General features: G+C 71.5%; 13 protein-coding genes. 5 read left to right on the top strand and 8 right to left on the bottom strand.

The features are described from left to right. Positions 1-66: 66 nt before the first annotated feature. The 3 genes from EDF53_RS19750 to EDF53_RS17640 form a co-directional block, all read right to left on the bottom strand. Positions 67-180 (bottom strand): Rax2 family protein, encoded by a 114-nt coding sequence (locus EDF53_RS19750; protein WP_240347339.1) that lies wholly within the window; start codon positions 178-180, stop codon positions 67-69. Further along, entirely contained in the window at positions 180-1,994 is a 1,815-nt protein-coding gene (gene glmS, locus EDF53_RS17645) for a glutamine--fructose-6-phosphate transaminase (isomerizing) (RefSeq protein ID WP_123294776.1), read from the bottom strand. Before glmS ends, EDF53_RS19750 begins: the two co-directional genes overlap by 1 nt. A 425-nt stretch (positions 1,995-2,419) precedes the next feature. Beyond that, positions 2,420-5,116, bottom strand: coding sequence for a LuxR family transcriptional regulator (locus tag EDF53_RS17640; RefSeq protein ID WP_123294775.1), 2,697 nt, complete (start codon positions 5,114-5,116; stop codon positions 2,420-2,422). A 486-nt stretch (positions 5,117-5,602) separates the two neighbouring features. Between EDF53_RS17640 and EDF53_RS17635 the strand changes: the two genes are divergently transcribed. Next, a complete protein-coding gene (locus tag EDF53_RS17635) occupies positions 5,603-7,093 on the top strand; it encodes an MFS transporter (RefSeq protein WP_123294774.1) in 1,491 nt (496 codons plus the stop codon). Between the two features lie 59 nt (positions 7,094-7,152). Here EDF53_RS17635 and hisN read toward each other — a convergent pair whose 3' ends face one another. The 4 genes from hisN to aroA all read right to left on the bottom strand — a co-directional run bounded on the left by hisN (position 7,153) and on the right by aroA (position 11,943). Then, positions 7,153-7,935, bottom strand: coding sequence for a histidinol-phosphatase (gene hisN / locus EDF53_RS17630; RefSeq protein WP_123294773.1), 783 nt, complete (start codon positions 7,933-7,935; stop codon positions 7,153-7,155). 18 nt (positions 7,936-7,953) lie between these two features. Then, positions 7,954-9,126, bottom strand: coding sequence for a hypothetical protein (locus EDF53_RS17625; RefSeq protein ID WP_131879779.1), 1,173 nt, complete (start codon positions 9,124-9,126; stop codon positions 7,954-7,956). Positions 9,127-9,486: 360 nt separating this feature from the next. Beyond that, complete coding sequence (rsgA, locus tag EDF53_RS17620; RefSeq protein ID WP_123294771.1) at positions 9,487-10,560, bottom strand: ribosome small subunit-dependent GTPase A; 1,074 nt, start codon at positions 10,558-10,560, stop codon at positions 9,487-9,489. Between the two features lie 3 nt (positions 10,561-10,563). Beyond that, positions 10,564-11,943, bottom strand: a complete 1,380-nt coding sequence (aroA, locus tag EDF53_RS17615; protein ID WP_123294770.1) for a 3-phosphoshikimate 1-carboxyvinyltransferase — start codon at positions 11,941-11,943, stop codon at positions 10,564-10,566. Between the two features lie 111 nt (positions 11,944-12,054). Between aroA and EDF53_RS17610 the strand changes: the two genes are divergently transcribed. The 3 genes from EDF53_RS17610 to EDF53_RS17600 are packed head-to-tail and all read left to right on the top strand — an operon-like array spanning position 12,055 to position 13,553. After that, positions 12,055-12,822 carry a sigma-70 family RNA polymerase sigma factor gene (locus EDF53_RS17610; protein ID WP_123294769.1) on the top strand — a complete coding sequence of 256 codons (768 nt, stop codon included), beginning with the start codon at positions 12,055-12,057 and terminating at the stop codon, positions 12,820-12,822. Beyond that, the gene (locus EDF53_RS17605) at positions 12,819-13,061 is read left to right on the top strand and encodes a zf-HC2 domain-containing protein (RefSeq protein ID WP_111086426.1); all 243 of its coding nucleotides are present in this window, start codon (positions 12,819-12,821) and stop codon (positions 13,059-13,061) included. Before EDF53_RS17610 ends, EDF53_RS17605 begins: the two co-directional genes overlap by 4 nt. A 51-nt stretch (positions 13,062-13,112) precedes the next feature. Continuing rightward, positions 13,113-13,553, top strand: coding sequence for a GNAT family N-acetyltransferase (locus EDF53_RS17600; protein ID WP_123294768.1), 441 nt, complete (start codon positions 13,113-13,115; stop codon positions 13,551-13,553). Between the two features lie 18 nt (positions 13,554-13,571). Here EDF53_RS17600 and EDF53_RS17595 read toward each other — a convergent pair whose 3' ends face one another. Then, complete coding sequence (locus EDF53_RS17595; protein WP_185021099.1) at positions 13,572-17,312, bottom strand: multifunctional oxoglutarate decarboxylase/oxoglutarate dehydrogenase thiamine pyrophosphate-binding subunit/dihydrolipoyllysine-residue succinyltransferase subunit; 3,741 nt, start codon at positions 17,310-17,312, stop codon at positions 13,572-13,574. A 166-nt stretch (positions 17,313-17,478) separates the two neighbouring features. Between EDF53_RS17595 and EDF53_RS17590 the strand changes: the two genes are divergently transcribed. Continuing rightward, the gene (locus tag EDF53_RS17590; RefSeq protein ID WP_123294767.1) at positions 17,479-18,918 is read left to right on the top strand and encodes a GuaB1 family IMP dehydrogenase-related protein; all 1,440 of its coding nucleotides are present in this window, start codon (positions 17,479-17,481) and stop codon (positions 18,916-18,918) included. The last annotated feature ends 411 nt before the right edge of the window (positions 18,919-19,329 follow it).

The following is a 19,329-nucleotide window of genomic DNA, read 5'->3' as shown; positions in this document are numbered from 1 at the left end:
GACACCCTCGACGTCGTACGACATCGAGAACGTCGATCCGAGTCGGCGCCCGCCCGCGCGCCCGGCTCAGCCCAGGACGGTCGGCCCCGCCACCACGACGACGAGCACCGTCGTCATGGCGATCGCGAACGCCGTGAGCACGACCAGGAACGTCGTCAGGTGGTTCATCCGACCGCGCATCACTCGACCGTCACCGACTTCGCCAGGTTGCGCGGCTTGTCGACGTCGCAGCCGAGCTGCAGCGCGAGTTCGCGGGCGAGCATCTGCAGCGGCACGACGGCCTCGAGCGGACCCCACGGCGCCGCCATGGCGCCCCAGGCGAGTCCGCCGGTGCCGCGGCTGCCGAGCGCCGGGATGTCGGAGCCTTCGCCGCCGATGGTGATGACGAACCCGCCGCGGGCCCGGACCTCGGCGATCGCCGACTGGATCTTCGGCTCGCCGTGGTCGATCACGACGACGGGGGTACCTTCGTCGACGAGTGCGAGCGGACCGTGCTTCAGCTCGCCCGCGGGGTACGCCTCGGCCCAGCGGTAGCTGAGCTCCTTGAGCTTGAGCGCGCCCTCGGCGGCGTACGGCAGGCCGGCACCGCGGCCGAGGAACAGGAAGCCGGTGGCCTCCTTCACGCTCGACACCAGGAGCGGCATCCGGTCGGCGGACACCTGCGTGGCGTGCTCGATGCGTGCCGGCAGGTCGAGCAGTTCGTCGACGAGCGCGTGGGCACGTGCGACCTCGATGCGGCCGGACGCCACGAGCGCGGAGATCACCGCGGCGACTCCGACGACGACCTGCGCGGTGAACGTCTTCGTCGCGGCGACGCCGATCTCCGGACCGGCGTGGCAGTCGAGCACGGCGTCGGCGCGACGGGCGAGCGAGGAGTGCATGTTGTTCGTGAGCGCGAGCACCGGGTGGCGGTCCTCGAAGCGGTCGAGCGCGCGGAGGACGTCGGCGGTCTCGCCGGACTGGCTGATCGCGACGACCAGGGTGTCGGGGCCGAGGACGGCCTGGTCGGCCTCGCTGGCGACGACGATGTCGGTGGGGACGCCGCCGATGCCGCGCAGCGCGGTGGCGATCACCTGGCCGGCGTTGAGCGAGGTGCCGCAGGCGACGATCGCCAGGCGCTGGAAGGCGGGCAGCCCGAGGCCGACCCACATGCTGCCGTCCGCGGTGCGGCGGGCGATGCGGTCCAGGATCGTGCTGACGACGTCGGCCTGCTCGCCGATCTCCTTCGCCATGTGGTCGGGGTGGTCGCCGAGGTCCAGCGCGGTGGCGGCGAACGGCGACGGGGTGGGGAACGGCACGGGGACGGTGATCCCGTTCGACGACCAGGTCCAGGCCTCGCCGAGCTCGACGACGTCACCGTCGCGGAGCGCGACGAAGGTCTCGCACCACTCGGCGATCGCGCCGATGTCGCTCGCCACGAAGTCACCGCGGGCGGACCGGGCGACGACGAGCGGGGAACGGTCCGCGGCAACGACCATCCGGCCGTCGCGGGCGTCGAGGACGACGATCGCCCACGACCCCTCGAGCTGCGCGGTCGCGATCTGCACGGCGAGCATCAGGTCCGGGTCGACGGCCAGGGCGCGCTCGACGAGGTGCGCGATGACCTCGGAGTCGACCTCTGAGCGGAACCGATGGCCCTGCGCCGTGAGCATGTCGCGCAGGCGGTCGGCGTTCTCGATGATGCCGTTGTGCACGATGCTGATCCGGCGCGAGCAGTCGGCGTGCGGGTGGGCGTTCGCCTCGCGCACGGCACCGTGCGTGGCCCAGCGGGTGTGGCCGATGCCGACGCCGGTCAGGGCGTCGCCGGACCGGGCGGCGACGAGCGTGCGCAGGTCCCCGACGCGGGAGACCGAGCGGATCGTCTCGGTGCGTCCGGCGGCGGTCCGGACGGCGATGCCGGCGGAGTCGTAGCCGCGGTACTCGAGTCGTTCGAGTCCGTCGAGCAGGTAGGGCGTCGCGTCGTCAGACACGCGGGCCGCGATGATGCCGCACATCGGCTGTCCCTTCGGGGGAACGGGGTGGGGGAGTGGAGCGGGGTTCGGCACCGACCGCCGTCGGGTCTGCCGCGCGTCCGGGCCCTCGCGGTCCTGACCGGCGCCCGTCCTCGGATCAGGCGAGGACGGACGACGGAGTGGGTGGGCCACGAGGTTCGGGTACCGGACGGGGTACCGCGGTCTGGCCCCTCGGGAGGGGCACGGCGGTCGGTGCATGAGAAGCCTCACCCGGCGACGCCGCCACGGCAACAGTCGTCGGCTGCTCTTGCGGTTCCCCGCGTGCGGGGGACGCCGCGGTGCGGTCGCGTGCGGACTCCCGCAACGTGCGCGCGCGACGCACGCCGCGTCCTGGACAGCGAAAAGGCGGACGGGAGGCCCGGTACCAGCTGGTACCGGGCCTCCCGTCCGCCTTGTGCTCGCGTCGACTACGTGAGCAGCGCGACCAGGTGGGAGCGCGACCGCGCGCCCACCTTGCGGTAGATCTGCGTGAGCCGCAGCTCCACCGTGCGCTGCGACATGAACAGCGACGACGCGATCTCGCGGTTGCGGTAGCCCTCCGTCACCTTCTGCACCACGGCGCGCTCCTCGGCCGTGAGCGAGGTGAGCACCGCAGAGGCGTCCGGAGCGCTCCGGGGCGTCCCCGGCATCGACGCGGACAGCACCGGTGCGGACCGGAGCGACGGCCCCGTGCCGAACTGCGGCATGGCCGCTGCCGGTGCGGGGGTGACGAGGGGACGGCGCATGCCGGCCGCCTCGTACGCCGCCGCTGCTGCCGCACCGAGACGCGGACGCTCGGCGGGGTTGCCGACCGTCGCGAGGGCCGCGAACGTCCGTGCCCGCTCGAACTGCGAGTCGTGCGGCTGGAACAGCTCCAACGCGCGGCGACGGGCGGTGTCCCGGGTGGTGTCGTCAGCGACGAGCGCGAGGCTCCTCGCCAGCACGAGCGCACCCCAGCGACCCGGTCGGGCGTGGTGGTCCGCAGCGAGCCGCGCGGTGATGGTGCGGGCGTCGTCGATCCGTCCGAGGCGTGCGTACGCCTCGACCAGGTCGCCGAGGTGCCGGAGCACCGCGGGGTTCCGCAGGGACCGGCCGATGGCGTCCGCCGCTTCGAGTGCGGCGGCTGCCTCCTCCAGTCGGCCGTCGAGCAGCAGGACCCGACCGCGGAGCGCGTGCAGCTTCGCCGTCGCACCCCACAGGCGGCTCGTCGAACGGTGCTCGAGGCACCGGTCCACGACCGCCAGGGCATCGGCGGAGCGCCCCTCGGCGAAGTGCCGCCAGGCGATCGCGATGGCCCGCGACGGCTCACGGAGCCGTTCGACCACCGAGGAACCGGCCTCCCACACGTCGATCGCGCGGAGCGCCTGCCGGAAGTTCCCGGAGCGCACCTCGTTCTCGGCGGTCAGGTAGCGGGCTGCCTCGGTCCACACCGGCGCCGTCTGCGGGCCACGGGCGAGGACGAGTGCGAACACCCGACGCGCGCTCCGGTACCGCTCGGCGATGCTCAGCGCGTGGGCGAGGAGCAGCAGGGCCGGGTCGGACATCGCCAGCAGCACCGACGTCGCGAGCCCGTCGTGCAGGTCGGTGTCCGACGGCAGGGTGCCGTCGATCGCGGCGATGAGCTCCCGCGCGGTCGTCGTGATCTCCAACGTGTGCGGAGACGCCGACGCCTCGAGGGGCTCGACGCGGTGCAGCAGGTCCTTCGCCTGGTCGAGCTCCCACGCCTCGGCACGGAAGCACGCCACCATGGCCATCAGCCCGGCGACCGCGTCCACGTCGGCCGGCTCGGTCGCGTCCACCGACACGAGGAGTTCGTCCGCGTGCACGGCGTCGCCACTGAGGTACTGCGCCGAGTACTGCAGGCGCAGCCGGCGGACCTCGTGCGCCGTCGTCCGGAACGGACGGAGCGCGGCGAGGTAGCGCGCGGCGAAGCCGAGCAGCCGGTTGCCGAGCAGGGGCTCAGCGACCCCGAGCAGCGCGACGAGCTCGTCCTCGGTGCCACCACCGACGTGCAGGGCACGCTCGGTGAGGGCGATCGCGGCGTGCACGTTGCCGTCCACCACGTAGGACCGTGCGGCGCTGAGCAACGCGACCACGTCGGGGACGTCGTCGACGAAGCTCCGGTGCCACGCGGCTGCCCGCGGGTCGGACTCGGCGCTCGCCGTGGCCAGCGCGGCGTGCGCCGCGCGGCGGTCACGGGCGGGCATCCGCCAGTACAGCGCGGACCGGACCAGGGGGTCGCGGACCGTCACGCTCTGGCCCCGCACGGTGGCGAGGCCTGCTCCGACCAGGTCGTCCAACTCGTCGCGGTCCCAGGCCGTGGTCTTCGCGACCGGCACCAGGGCGAGTTTCGCGAGGACGTCCAGATCTCGTCCCGCGGCGGACCCGAGTGCGAGGGCTGCGAGGGCCTCGGTCGTCGGAGTGGGTCGGAGCGGGAGCACGATCGGCTCCGCGCCGGTGAGCTGCTCGCGGCTGAGCACCGCGAGTTGTTCGCGGAGCGCGCCGGGGTTGCCACCGGTCTCCGCGGCGAGGACGGCGAGGACGCCGTCGTTCGCTTCTTCCGGTGCCATGGTCCGGGCGAGGATGAGTGCCTCGTCGGACGGCAACGGCTCGATGCGGAGCGCCGGCAGGGCCGCGAGCGGACCGTCCGACGGCACCGAACGGACCGTCGCCACGACGCGCAGGGCGGTGCCTGCGAGTCGGCCGGCGAGGAACGCGATGAGCTCCTGGCTCTCGACGTCCATGCGGTCGAGGTCGTCGATCAGCACGAGCGTCGGCGGCAGGGTGAGGGCGTGCACGGCGTCGAGGAAGTCGTGCGCCGCCGCCAGTCCGGCGGTCACGGGGACCGCCGTCTCACCCGTCTGCAGGAGATGGGCGATGTGGGCCGTCGCACGAGGGTCGTCGAGCGCGGTGAACAAGGAGGTCACGCCGGCCAGCGGCCAACGGGATTCACTCCCGTTGACACCGACCCGCACGACGGGGAGGGAAACGCGGTTCGAGACCGCGTCGAGGACGCTGCTGCGTCCGGAACCAGGGTCGCCGACCACGACCATCGCGGACTCCCGAGGGAGTACAGCGAGGGTCGCGATCCGGTCGACCTCGAGGCGTCGACCGGTGAGTGCCATGACTCACCGGCCTCCGGGCCCGGAAGCGGATCCTGCGGAGAGGTCGTCGGCGAACGCTGCGAGCGCTGCGACGGGGCGCCGTGAGGCGGACCGGACTGCTGCACGGTGGGTGGCCGTGTCGGAGTGCGGACGGATGGCGGCGACTGCGCGCGCGCCGGAGCTGTCGTGGATTGGATGCGGTCGACGAGTGAGGGTGCACTCGGTTCCGCTCGGGAACGATGATGTCATCGTCTGTATCACCCCTCGGGTTAGGGTCTTCGGACGAACACGGGAGGCCGTGCACGTGCACTCGGATCTAGGGAATCCAGGTGCTTGCGTGACCTTCCGTACGAGCACGATAACTCAGGTCCTGACCATCTGAGCCGCCCCGCGCACCGCGTATCCGGCAACGGTGCCCCCAGTCCGGGGGGCCACGACGAGGGGGTGTCACCCACCCGGGGGTGGGTCTCGCCCGCCCGGAGGCCGGTCGGTGTACGAACGATGGTGATGTCCAGCGCTGACCCGACCGACGCCCGCCTCGACGACCGCACGCGTTGGAGGGCCTTCGCCGTGTGCGTCGCGGTGGCCGCCCTGACGATCCTCGACCTGTCGAAGGTCAACGTCGGGCTGCCGTCGATCGAGAAGTCCCTCGACGCCACCAGTTCATCCCTGCAGCTCATCGTGGCGGGGTACGCGCTGGCGTTCGGTCTCGCCCTCGTGCCCGCCGGTCGGCTCGGCGACCTGAAGAGCCGCCGTGCCCTGTTCATCATCGGACTCGTCGCGTTCACCGTGTCGAGCCTGCTCTGCGCCGTGGCGCCGAGCATCGAGGTGCTCATGGTCACACGGATCCTGCAGGGCTTCGCCGCCGGCACCCAGATGCCGCAGGTGATCGGACTCGTGCAGCAGTTGTTCCGGGGCCCGGAGCGCGGACGGGCCTTCGGGCTGTTCGGCGCCATGATCGGCATCTCGACGGCGCTCGGCCCGACGATCGGCGGTGGCCTCATCGCGATCGGCGGCGAGGAGAACGGGTGGCGGCTGCTGTTCTGGATGAACGTGCCGCTCGGACTCGTCGCGCTGTTCTTCGCGATGCGGCTGCTGCCCAAGGGGGCGCAGGGACAGGCGAAGGACCGCGAGCTGGACATCGTCGGCATCCTGCTGCTCGGCGCCGCCATCATCACGCTGATGCTGCCGTTCGTGCTCACCACGGGTGCCGGCGACTCCGGTGCCCGGTGGCTCTGGCTGATCGCCTTCGTCGTGTTCCTCGGCCTGTTCGTGCTCTGGGAGGTCCGGTACAAGCAGCAGGGCAAGTCACCGGTGGTGCACTTCGAGCTGTTCCGGCTGTCGTCGTACCGCAACGGGCTGTCGATCGTGGCCGTCTACTTCGCGGCGATCCCGGCGTCCTTCCTGATGGTGACGCTGTTCCTGCAGGAGGGGCTCGGGCTGTCACCGCTGTTCGCCGGCATGGTGAGCATCCCGTTCGCGGCCACGAGCGCCGTGGGGTCCTACATCGGCGGACGGATCGTCGACCGGGTCGGACGGGCCCTGGTGGTCTTCGGGCTGTTCATGGTCGTCGTCGGCTTCGTGCTCCTCATGCTCGCCGCGGTGCTGACCCCGCCGGAGGTCACGCCGTGGGCGATGGCCGGGGCGTTCCTGGTCGGCGGGCTCGGCGGCGGGTTCGTGGTGTCGCCGAACCAGACGCTCACCCTGGCCGAGATCCCCGTGGAGCAGTCCGGGGTCGCCGGGTCGATGCAGCAGCTCGGGCAGCGCGTCGGGACCGCGATCGGGACCGCGGTGGCGACGAGCATCTTTTACGGGATCGTGCGGGGTGCTGCTGCCGGCGACTCCGGCGGGAGTCGGCTCGATGCGTACCACGACGCGTTCCGGAGCGGCACGACGTTCACGGTCTCGCTGATGGCCCTCGCGCTCGTGCTGGCGGTCGGGGACCTTATGGTGCGGCGGCGTGCGGCTCGGCGTGAGGCGGCGGCTGCGGCCGCCTGATCGACTCGGAACGACACCCGCGACGTCATCCGACGTCGAGCGTGTCGTTCGGGGTCGTGCTAGCGGCGGATGACCTCGACGACGGCGTCGTGCACCAGGCCGTTCGTCGCGAGTGCACTGCCGTGCCAGGCCCCGGGGTCGCCGTCGAGCGAACTGAAGCGCCCGCCGGCTTCCTCCACGATGGGCACGAGGGCCGCGATGTCCCACGGCTTCAGGTCGGGTTCGCCCGCGATGTCGATGACCCCCTCGGCGACCAGCATGTACGACCACATGTCGCCGTAGGCGCGCGTCCGCCAGACCTTGCGGGACAGGTCGACGAGGGACTCGAGCCGGTCGTCGTCGTCCCACTGCTGGATGCTGTTGTAGCTCAGGCTCGCGTCGGACAGGTCCGCGACGCCGGAGACGCGGAGGTCGCCGTCGAACGAGTGCGCGCCGAGGCCCTCGGCCGCCCACCAGCGCTTGCCGAGCGCGGGGGCGCTCACGACGCCGAGCACGGGGCGGCCGTCGACCGCCAGGGCAATGAGCGTCGCCCACACCGGCACGCCGCGCAGGTAGTTCGCGGTGCCGTCGATCGGGTCGATGACCCACTGACGGTGCCCCTCGCTGGTCGCCTCGGCACCGGTGTCCGCCGTGGTCTCCTCGCCGAGGAACGCGTCGTCGGGGCGTTCGGTCGCGATCCGCTCGCGCAGGGCGTGTTCGACGGCCTGGTCGGCGTCGGTCACGTGCGTGCTGTCGGCCTTCTTCGACACGTGCAGGTCGGCGGCGCGGAACCGCTCGAGGCTGATCGTGTCGGCGATGTCGGCGAGCGAGCGGGCGAAGTCCAGGTCGGCGCTGAGGTCCACGGGTCGAGCGTAGCGGGGCTACGCGGCGACGACCTCTTCCTCTTCGAGGCGGGTGACCTCACGCTCGCGAGCGATGCGGGTGCGGCGGGCGACGAGACCGTGCACGACCACGCAGAGCAGGACGGCCGCGGCGAGCCAGAGCGCGAGCACCAGGGACGACCGGCCGAGCGAGGCGTCCGGGAAGTACTGCAGGTCCTGTGCCGCCTGCAGCCACGCGGCGCCGCTCCAGAAGGAGTGGAGCGCGGAGAAGAACCCGGGCACGAACGACGCCTGGAAGATGCCGCCCGACGACGTGAAGTTGAGCATCACGAACAGCATGGTGAGCACGGGGGTCGTCCACCGCCCGAGGACCGGGTGCAGGCCGACGCCGATCGCGACGATGATCGCGTCGTACAGCCAGGCGAACAGGAACACCTGCCAGTGGTGCGTGGTGATGACGCCGTAGATCGGCCCGGCGACGATGATCCCGATGCCGGCGACGACCCCGGCGGTGGCGAGGCCGACCACCGCGGTCCACACCGCGCGGAGCTTCGTCGCGACGGACGCCACGGCGATGGCCGATGCGTAGCCGCCGACGCTCAGGGCGACGAGCAGGAAGAACAGCCCCTGGCCGGTGCTGTCCTGTTCGCCCGTGGGGACGACGTCGACGACCCGGAACGGCACGTGCTGCTCGTACGCGATCGGCAGGAAGACCTTCTGTGCGGCGCTCGCGGTCGTCTCCGATGCCGCGGTCGAGACGTAGAGCGTCGCGCCCGTGGTGGTCGGGGCGTACACGGCGGCCAGGTCGCGGTCGCGGATCTGCCGCTCGGCGTCCTTGGTCGAGGCGACGACGTGGGCGACGAGGGCCCCGTCGGACTCGTCGGTGACGGTCTGGGCGAACACCTGGGTGGCGGCGGACTGCCCGACGATGCCGACCGGCAGCTCCTTCGGCGCGGGGGCGTGGAAGGCACCGAGGTACGCCAGGCCCATGCCGGCGGCGAGGAACAGCGGCACGAGGATGTGCGTGGCGAAGGTCAGGAGCACCCGTCCGAGGCCGGCCGGGCGCAGGACGCTGTCGGTGCGCTGCGGTCGCGGTGCTCGGGAGGACTTGTGGGTGGGGGAGTGGTGCGCGTGCGACGTCGTTGTCGTGCTCGAGGACGGGGCGTCGACGGCGGGGGTCGGCGCAAAGTTGTACTTTGCAACTTCAGACACGAGGGTTCACTGTACAACACCGCTGCACACTTGTCGACGCGTGCTGGGTGGGGGTGCGGTCGGGCCGGGCGCGGTGGGACGAGGCGCCACGCCCGAGCGCTCTCCGCCGAGGTTCCACAACATGCCGCACGCGGTTCGCCGAGGTTCCACGAACGGCCCGAACCACCGCCGAGATGTGCAGATTTCGGAACCTCGATGGGGCGGGTCGGGGCGCCGGAGTGGTCACGACATGCCGTGCGTCGGAGGTCGAGCGGCCACGAACCGTTGAATGCTGCTCCGTCAGGCGACAGTTCGTGACCCATCGGCGCACGCCGATGGGCGCGGGCGCGACGGGGCGCGGGCGCGGGAGCGCGCCGCGGGCTACTCCAGGCCGGGGTCGGAGGCGCCCATGCCCGTCAGGAGCGCGCGGAACGAGTCGAGCCGTTCGACGCCGGTGACGCCGAGCTCGCCGTCCTGCACCCGGTCGACGATCTCCCAGTCGTGGGCCTGCGCCAGGGGGATGCCGTCCCGAGCGGGGCGCACCGGGATCGCGTGCGAGGCGAACGCGCGGAACACGTTCGCGGGATCGACGTGCCCGAGGCCGAACGACCGCACGCCGGGGGTGTCGATGATCCACCCGCCGTCACGGACCCGCAGCGCGATCGACGACGACGAGGTGTGCCGCCCGCGCCCGGTCACCGAGTTCACGACGCCGATCGCCCGGGTCGACCCGGTCAGGGCGTTCACGAGCGTCGACTTGCCGACACCGGAGTGCCCCACGGTCACGGTGACCTTGTCGTCGAGCAGGTCGTGCAGGGCCTCGAACGGGACGTCGTCGGACCGGCTCGTCACGATCCGGAGGTCCAGGCACGCGAAGTGCGCCAGGAACGGTGCCGGGTCGGCGAGGTCCGTCTTCGTGATGCAGAGGATCGGGTCGAGCCCGGCGTCGAACGCGGCGACCAGGTACCGGTCGATGAGCCGGGTGCGGGGCTCGGGGTCGGCGGCCGCCACGACGATGAGCATCTGGTCGGCGTTCGCCACGATGACGCGCTCGACCTCGTCGGAGTCGTCGGCACTGCGGCGGAGCAGCGTGGTGCGCTCGGCGACCTTCACGATGCGCGCCAGTGACCCGGGGTCACCCGAGACGTCGCCGACGAGTGACACGTGGTCGCCGGTGACGACCGACTTCTTGCCGAGCTCGCGGGCCTTCGTCGCCGTGATGACGTGCTCGGATCCGGAATCGGAGCCGGAGCCCGTCCCCACCAGCACGCCGAAGCGCCCACGGTCGACGTTCGTGACCCACCCCACGGGCGCGTCGTCGTACGTCGGCCGGGTCTTCGTGCGGGGCCGGTTGCCCTTCGGGTTCGGACGCACCCGCACGCTCGACTCGTCGTACTGTCCGTACGGTTCGTCCGCGTCGGAGTCGTCACCGTCGACGTCGTCCCACCAGCTCATGCGTCAGGCCCCCGCGTCCCCGGTCGAGACCAACGCCGCCCACAGCTCGGGGAACTGCGGCAGCGTCTTGGCCGTGCACCCGATGTCGTCGACGGCGACGCCGTCGACGACGAGGCCCACGACGGCGCCGGCCGTCGCCATCCGGTGGTCGTCGTACGCGGCCCAGCCGCCGCCGTGGAGCGCGGCAGGCTCGATGCGCAGGCCGTCGTCGAGTTCGTGCACCGCGCCTCCCGACCGGTTCACGTCCGCCGCGAGCGCGGCGAGACGATCCGTCTCGTGCCCACGCAGGTGGCCGATCCCGGTGATCTCGGTCGGCCCACCGGCCAGCGCGGCCAGCGCGACGAGCGCCGGTGCGAGCTCGCCGCCGCGGCTGAGGTCCAGGTCGAGACCCGGCAAGGAGGCCCCGCCCCGGATCCCGACGCCGCCGTCGACGACCAGGTCGTCGCCGTCACGGGCCACGGTCGCGCCCCACAGGGGCAGGAGCGTCTCGAGGTCGGCGCCGACCTGCGTGGTCTCGCGCGGCCAGGTGCGGATGCGGACGGTGCCACCCGCGACGAGCGCGGCGACCGCGAACGGCGCGGCGTTCGACAGGTCGGGCTCGATCGTGACGTCGCGCGCGCCGATCGGACCGGGGTGGACGACCCACTCACCGACCGCGGGTTCGTCGACGGTCACGCCGCGGGCACGGAGCGCGGCGACGGTCATCTCGATGTGCGGCAGGCTCGGCAGGCGCTCCCCGACGTGGGTGAGGTGCAGGCCCTCGTCGAAGCGGGGCGCGGAGAGCAGCAGGCCCGACACGAACTGCGACGACGCCGATGCGTCGATCGACAGGGCGCCACCGCGCACCGAACCGGTGCCGGTGAACGCGAACGGCATCGAGCCGTCGCCGTCGTCGGTGACGTCGACGCCCAGGTCGACGAGCGCCCCGATGATCGCGTGCATCGGACGCTTGCGGGCGTAGGGGTCGCCGTCGACGACGACCGGGCCGACCGCCAGGGAGGCCAGCGGCGGCAGGAACCGCATCACGGTGCCGGCGAGGCCGCAGTCGACGCGGACGTCGCCGTGCATCGGTGCCGGGGTGATCCGGAGGTCCGGGCCGTAGGGGTTCGGCTGCGCGCCCGGTGCCGGCTCGACCTCGTCGATCCCGACGCCGAGCTGCCGGAGCGCCGCGATCATGAGCGCCGAGTCGCGCGAGTGCAGCGGCAGGCGGATGACGGAGGGGCCGTCGGCAAGGGCGGCGAGCACGAGCTCGCGGTTCGTCAGCGACTTCGAGCCGGGCAGCGCGACGTCGCCACGCAGGGGACCGCGCGCGAGCGGGGCGATCCAGGGGGCCGGGTCCGCGGCGGCCTGTGCACCGCTCTGGGAATGCGTCGTGTCTGCCATCGGTTCACAAGACTACTGAAACGATCGGGAGGACCCTTGGCGACAGCACTCGCACCCTCGCGGACGCGCCTGCCCGGCGTGTCCACGTCGCTCGCTCTAGACTGGCCCGCGATGACGACCGACGAGCCGCAGGCAGCACCGCACGACCTGGTCGAGGAGACCGAGGAGCAGCTCGACGCGGTCGAGGCGGAAGAAGCGGACGACGAGTCCTTCGTCGACGCCAAGACCGTGTCGGCCGACGAACTCCGGGCCCTCTTCGAGACCCAGGCACTGCCCTTCATGGACCAGCTCTACGGTGCGGCGATGCGGATGACCCGCAACCCGGCCGATGCGTCGGACCTCGTGCAGGAGACCTTCGTCAAGGCGTTCGCCGCGTTCCGCCAGTTCAAGCAGGGCACCAACCTGAAGGCCTGGCTGTACCGGATCCTGACGAACACGTTCATCAACACGTACCGCAAGAACCAGCGGAACCCGTACCAGGGCACCATCGACGAGCTCGAAGACTGGCAGCTCGGCGGCGCGGAGAGCGTCACCCAGTCGATCTCCGCACGGTCCGCCGAGGCCGACGCGATCGACCACCTGCCGTCGTCCGCCGTCAAGGACGCCCTGCAGGCCATCCCCGAGGACTTCCGGATGGCCGTGTACTTCGCTGATGTCGAGGGCTTCTCGTACCAGGAGATCGCCGACATCATGAAGACCCCCGTGGGGACGGTCATGAGCCGTCTGCACCGTGGTCGCCGGCTCCTCCGGGGGCTCCTGGCGGACCACGCCCGTGAGACAGGCATCGTCCCGGACGCAGCGTCGACGGCGACGATGCGCGGACGAGGCCGGAAGACTGCCGCGACCGAGGGTCGCGTCGATGGGAAGGAAGCACGATGAGCGGCTGCGACTGCTCCAAGGCGAAGGCCGAGCTCGAGGAGTTCCTGCACGGGGAGCTCTGCCGCGAGGACGCGGCGGACATCCGTGAGCACATGGACGACTGCGAGGACTGCACGACCGAACACCGCGTCGGCGTCGTCCTGATCGAGACCGTGCGCCGCGCGTGCAAGGAGACCGCTCCGGAAGAACTGCGTGGCGAGATCCTCGCGCGCATCCGGCTGGAGCAGTCGACCCACTGAGGTCCTCGGCTCCGTCGTCACACGGCGGGTCGGGTCGGTAGTGTCACGGACATGACCCTCCTCGTCGAGTCGATCACCACCTGGTCCGACACGGACGTCTCCGACGTCGCTGCCCTCGTCCGCCTGCTCGGCCACGAGGTCGACGACGCCGCGATGCGCGCACGCCTCGAACGGCTCACGCCCGAGGCCGGACACCGCACCTGGGTGGTGCGCGGCGACGACGGTCGCGCGGTCGCCGTCGCCGGCGCGCAGGTCACCTGGGCGTACGCGAGCGACGAGCCGACGGCGCAGCTCCTGCTGCTGGTGGTCGATGACACGGCCAGGAGGCTCGGCACCGGTTCGGCGCTCATCGGCACCTTCGAAGCGTGGGCCGTCGAGCAGGGCGCGCGTCGCCTGAGCGCCGTCAGCGCGGCCGCGACGGACAGCGCGCACCGGTTCTACCAGAAGCGCGGGTACCACGACGCGGGTGTGCGCTACACGAAGATCGCGTAGCGCACCCCGGCGTGGGGTCTAGCCGAGCGCCTTGGTGATGACCTCGGTGGCTTCCTGTGCGGAACGCTTCGACGACCCGGTGGCCGGCGCGGCGCTCGCGGCACGGGCGGCGACGGACAGCGGTCGACCGTCGAGGTGCGGCGACAGGTTCATGCAGACGAACGGCCAGGCGCCCTGGTTCTCCGGCTCCTCCTGCGCCCACACGACGTCGGCGTCCGGGTAGCCGGCCAGCACCTCGAGGATCCGCTCGAGGGGGAGCGGTGCGAGCTGCTCGAGCCGGACGAGGGCGACGTCGGTGACCCCGCGCTTGTCCGCCTCGGCGCGCAGGTCGTGGTGCACCTTGCCGGAGTGCAGGACCACGCGACGCACCGCCGCCTTGTCGGCCACGCGGTCGTCGTCGATGACTTCCTCGAAGGTGCCGTTCGTGAAGGCCTCGACCGCGCTCGTCGCCTGGCGCAGGCGGAGCATGGCCTTCGGGGAGAACACGATCAGCGGCTTCTGCGGACGCTCCCACGCCTGACGACGCAGCAGGTGGAAGTACGACGCCGGAGTGGACGGGCGGGCGACGACCATGTTGTCCTCGGCGCACAGCTGCAGGTAGCGCTCGATGCGGGCGGACGAGTGGTCCGGTCCCTGGCCCTCGTAGCCGTGCGGCAGCAGCAGGACGAGGCCGGAGCGCTGCCCCCACTTCTGCTCGGCCGACGAGATGAACTCGTCGATGACGGTCTGGGCGCCGTTCGCGAAGTCACCGAACTGCGCCTCCCAGAGCACGAGGGCCTCGGGACGCTCGACCGAGTAGCCGTACTCGAACGCCATCGCCGCGTACTCGCTGAGCAGCGAGTCGTAGATGGTGAACCGGGCCTGGTCCTCGGTGAGGTTCGACAGCGGCAGCCACTCCTGGCCGTTCGACCGGTCGTGGAACACCGCCTGGCGCTGGACGAAGGTGCCGCGGCGGGCGTCCTGGCCGGCGAACCGGACGGGCTTGCCCTCCACCAGCAGCGAACCGATGGCCATGAGCTCGGCCATCGCCCAGTCCACACCGCCGTTGCGCGTCATGTCGGTGCGCTTCGACAGCAGCTGCTGCAGCTTCGGGTGGATCGAGAAGCCGGCCGGCGGGTTGCTGTGCGCGTCACCGATGGAGCGGACGAGCTCTTCCGACACTGCCGTCTCGCGGACCTCGACCTCGGAGTCGTCCTGCTGCGCCGCCGGGCGTTCGAGCCCCTGCACGGCACCGTCGTCGTCGACCTGGATCACCGGGATGGTGCCGGTCTGCGCCTCGTGCGTCTCGGCGAAGGCACGCTCCAGACGGTCCTGGAAGTCGCGGTGCGCCTCGTCGTACTCTTCCTGCGTGATGTCCCCGCGGCCGACGAGGGCCTCGGTGTACAGCGTGCGGACGGACCGCTTCGCCTCGATCAGGTTGTACATGAGGGGCTGGGTCATCGAGGGGTCGTCGCCCTCGTTGTGCCCGCGGCGGCGGTAGCAGATGAGGTCGATGACGACGTCACGGTGGAACGCCTCGCGGTACGCGAACGCCAGGTCGGCGACGCGTGCGACGGCTTCGGGGTCGTCGCCGTTCACGTGGAAGATCGGCGCCTGGATCGTCTTCGCGACGTCGGTGGAGTACACCGAGCTGCGCGCCGACTCGGGCGGGGTGGTGAACCCGACCTGGTTGTTGATGACCAGGTGCACGGTGCCGCCCGTGCGGTAGCCGCGGAGCTGGGACATCTGCAGCGTCTCGACGACCACGCCCTGACCGGCCATCGCCGCGTCGCCGTGCACGAGCACCGGCAGGACGTTCGTCGAACCGGGGCCCTGCTTGTCCTGCTTGGCGCGGACGATGCCCTCGAGCACGCCGTCGACGGCCTCGAGGTGGGACGGGTTCGCCGCGATCGTCACGGGGATGCTCGAGCCGTCCGAGGTGCGGAACAGCCCCTCGGTGCCGACGTGGTACTTCACGTCGCCGGAGCCCTGACCGGACACCGAGCCCGGCAGGGACGAGCCCTCGAACTCACGGAAGATCTGGCCGTAGGTCTTGCCGGCGATGTTCGTCAGGACGTTCAAGCGACCGCGGTGGGCCATGCCGATCGCGACCTCGGCAAGGCCGACAGCGGCAGCGTGCTGGATGAGCGTGTCGAGGAAGGCGATGGTGGACTCGCCGCCCTCGAGCGAGAAGCGCTTCTGCCCGACGTACTTGGTCTGCAGGAAGGTCTCGAACGCCTCGGCCTCGTTGAGCTTGCCGAGGACGCGCAGCTGCTCGTCCTTCGACGGCTTCGAGTACGGGACCTCGATGCGTTCCTGCACCCAGCGGCGCTGCTCCGGGTCCTGGATGTGCATGTACTCGATGCCGACGGTGCGGCAGTAGGCGTCGCGCAGGATCCCGAGGACGTCGCGCAGCGGAGCACTGGTCGTGCCGGCCAGCCCGCCCGTGACGAACTCGCGATCGAGGTCCCAGAACGTCAGCCCGTGGCTCTCGATCTCGAGGTCGGGGTGCGTGCGCTGGCGGTACTCGAGCGGGTCGATGTCGGCCATCAGGTGCCCGCGGACGCGGTAACTGTTGATGAGCTCCTGCACGCGGGCGGTCTTGTTGACCCGGTGCGCCAGGTCGACGTTGATGTCGTTCGCCCACTGGATCGGCTTGTACGGGATCCGGAGCGCCGCGAAGATGCCGTCGTAGAAGCCGTGCTCGCCGATGAGGCGTTCGTGCACCTGCTTGAGGTACTCGCCCGAACCGGCGCCCTGGATCACCCGGTGGTCGTAGGTGCTCGTGAGGGTGATGGTCTTGCCGATGCCGAGCTCGACCAGGGTCTTCGACGCCGAGCCCTGGAACTGCGCCGGGTACTCGAGGGCTCCGGCGCCGATGATCGAGCCCTGCCCCTTGGTCAGGCGGGGGACCGAGTGCACGGTGCCGATGCCGCCCGGGTTCGTGAGCGAGATCGTGGTGCCCTGGAAGTCGGCCGGCGTCAGCTTGTTGTCGCGGGCCCGCTTGACGAGGTCTTCGTAGGCCGACAGGAACTGGCCGAAGGTCAGGGTCTCCGCACGCTTGATGCTCGGCACGAGGAGCGACCGGGTGCCGTCCTTCTTCGGGACGTCGATCGCGATGCCGAGGCCCACGTGCGCCGGGGCGACGACGAACGGCTTGCCGTCGCGCTCCTCGTAGAACACGTTCTGGCTCGGGAAGTCCTTGAGTGCCTGCACCATCGCCCACCCGATGAGGTGGGTGAAGGAGATCTTGCCGCCGCGGGCACGGCGCAGGTGGTTGTTGATGACGATCCGGTTGTCGATCATCAGCTTCGCCGGGATCGTCCGGACACTCGTGGCCGTCGGGACCGTCAGCGAGGCGTCCATGTTCGACGCCAGGGTCTTCGCCATGCCCCGGAGCGGGGTCGCCACGTCCTCGTGGGTCTCCTCGTGGTCGTCGGCGGCGTCGTTGGCCTCGGCCGGGATCGGCGGCGGGGTCGGCTGGCGCGACGTGGTCTTCGCCTGGATCGGACCACCCTGCGCTGCCGCCTGCTGCTGCGGGGCCGGCGCGTCACCGGTCGCGGGCTGCTGCGTGGTCGACTGCGCGGGCGTCGAGGACTGCTGGTCAGCTGCCGGAGCGCCGCCGACCTGCGTGCGGTGGTAGCTCTCGAGGACCGGCCACCAGGACTTGTCGACCGACTCCTTGTCCGCGACGAACTGCTCGTAGAGCTCGTCGACGAGCCACTCGTTCGCCCCGAATTCGCCCGCGGTCTCGTCCGTTCCGGTCAGATGGCTCGACACAGCCGATCGCCCACTCTCCGTCGATAGATGCTCGTGTGTGTCGTGCGGCGCAACCCTGCCCCGCACAGGTGCCAAGCCTAGCCGCTCGCACATGTCCGTTCGGTGTCAGCCGTGGCGCGAGTCGGGGCCCGGTCCGGCCTCCGGGCGGAGCCGTACAGTGGGGCCCATGAGGTTCTACGAGACGCGGCCGACACACGACCTGACCTACTCCGACGTCTTCCTCGTCCCGAGCCGTTCCGGCGTGACGAGCCGCTTCGACGTCGACCTCGCGTCGAACGACGGCAGCGGTGCGACGATCCCGATCGTGAGCGCCAACATGAACTCGGTCACGGGTCCGCGCCTCGCCGCGACCCTGGCCCGGCGCGGGGGCCTCGGCGTCCTGCCGCAGGACATGCACCTGCAGGACCTCGACGCCGCGATCCGCTGGGTGAAGGACCAGCCGGTCGACTACGACACCGCCTACGACATGGGCTCGTCCACCACCGTCGCCGAGGCGCTCGAGCAGCTGCTGCCCGTCGCCGGTCGGGGCGTGGTGGTCCGCGACACCGCCGGGGAGTACCTCGGGTGCGTCCCCGCCAGCCGACTGGGCGACGCAGGCCCCGACGCGACGCTCGGCGACCTGCTGCACGGCGCCTCGACCGCGATCGACGCCGAGGACGCCGGCACGCCCCGCCACGTCTACGACGTGTTGAGCGGCGCCGAGGTCGACTTCGCACCCGTCGTGCGGCACGGCAAGGTCGTCGGCACCACGAGCCGGACCAGCGCCATCCGCTCCGACATCTACACGCCGGCCGTCGACGTCTCGGGTCGCCTGCGCGTCGCGGCCGCGATCGGCATCAACGGCGACGTCGCCGCCAAGGCGCAGGCCCTCGCCGCCGCCGGGGTCGACGTGCTCGTGCTCGACACGGCGCACGGACACCAGGAGAGCATGCTCCGCGCGCTCCGCACCGTCGCGGGGCTCCGGCTCGGCATCCCGCTCGTCGCCGGCAACGTCGTCACCGCCGACGCCGTGGCCCACCTCGTCGACGCGGGCGCGGACATCATCAAGGTCGGCGTCGGACCCGGCGCCATGTGCACCACGCGCATGATGACCGCCGTCGGTCGGCCGCAGTTCTCCGCCGTCCTCGAGACCGCCGCCGCCGCACGGTCCCTCGGCGCGCACGTCTGGGCCGACGGCGGGGTCCGGTACCCCCGCGACGTCGCCCTCGCCCTGGCGGCTGGCGCCTCGGCCGTGATGATCGGCTCGTGGTTCGCCGGAACCCTCGAAGCGCCGGGCGTGCTCCGTCGCGACGCCGCCGGCAAGGCCTACAAGGAGAGCTGGGGGATGGCGTCGGCGAAGGCCGTCCGCGAGCGCTTCGAGCGGCTCGACCCGTACGAGCGGGCCCGCAAGGAGCTCTTCGCCGAGGGGATCTCGTCGTCGACGATCTACCTCGACCCGGAGCGTCCGAGCGTCGAGGACCTGCTCGACATGATCACCACGGGCGTCCGGAGCTCCGCCACCTACGCGGGCGCCGCGTCGCTGGCCGAGTTCTCCGAGCGCGCCCTGGTCGGCATCCAGTCCGCCGCCGGCTACGAAGAGGGCAAGCCGCTCCCCGTCAGCTGGTAGCGCGCGAAGGCGGGTGCGGCCCTGGTCGCGACCAGGGACGGACGGGAGGCCCGTGGCGAGACCGCCACGGGCCTCCCGTCCGCCATCGCGAAAGCGACAGATCCCTGCGGAACGTTCGCGGGAATCTGTCGCTTTGGCGGAACTGGCGGCACCGAGTCTCGGGCTGGGCGACCGAATCTGTAGCGCCAACCGTGAGATCGGTCGCTCACGCCGAGTCTCACGGCCGGCCGCGGGGCGGACGGGAGGCCCGTGGCTGCGTTGCCACGTGCCTCCCGTCCGCCATCGCGAAAGCGACAGATCCCTGCGGAACGTTCGCGGTGGATTCAAGTGGTCGGTGCAACACCGCCTGTCAGTGACGCCGAGAGTAGCTCGTCGAGAGCCTCTCTCGGCGTCATGGCGTCGAGGCGTTTG

This window comes from Curtobacterium sp. PhB78 (genome assembly GCF_003751685.1).
GTDB lineage: Bacteria > Actinomycetota > Actinomycetes > Actinomycetales > Microbacteriaceae > Curtobacterium.
The sequence above is the reverse complement of the archived record's forward strand: the minus strand, read 5'-3'. Positions and strand labels throughout refer to the sequence as shown.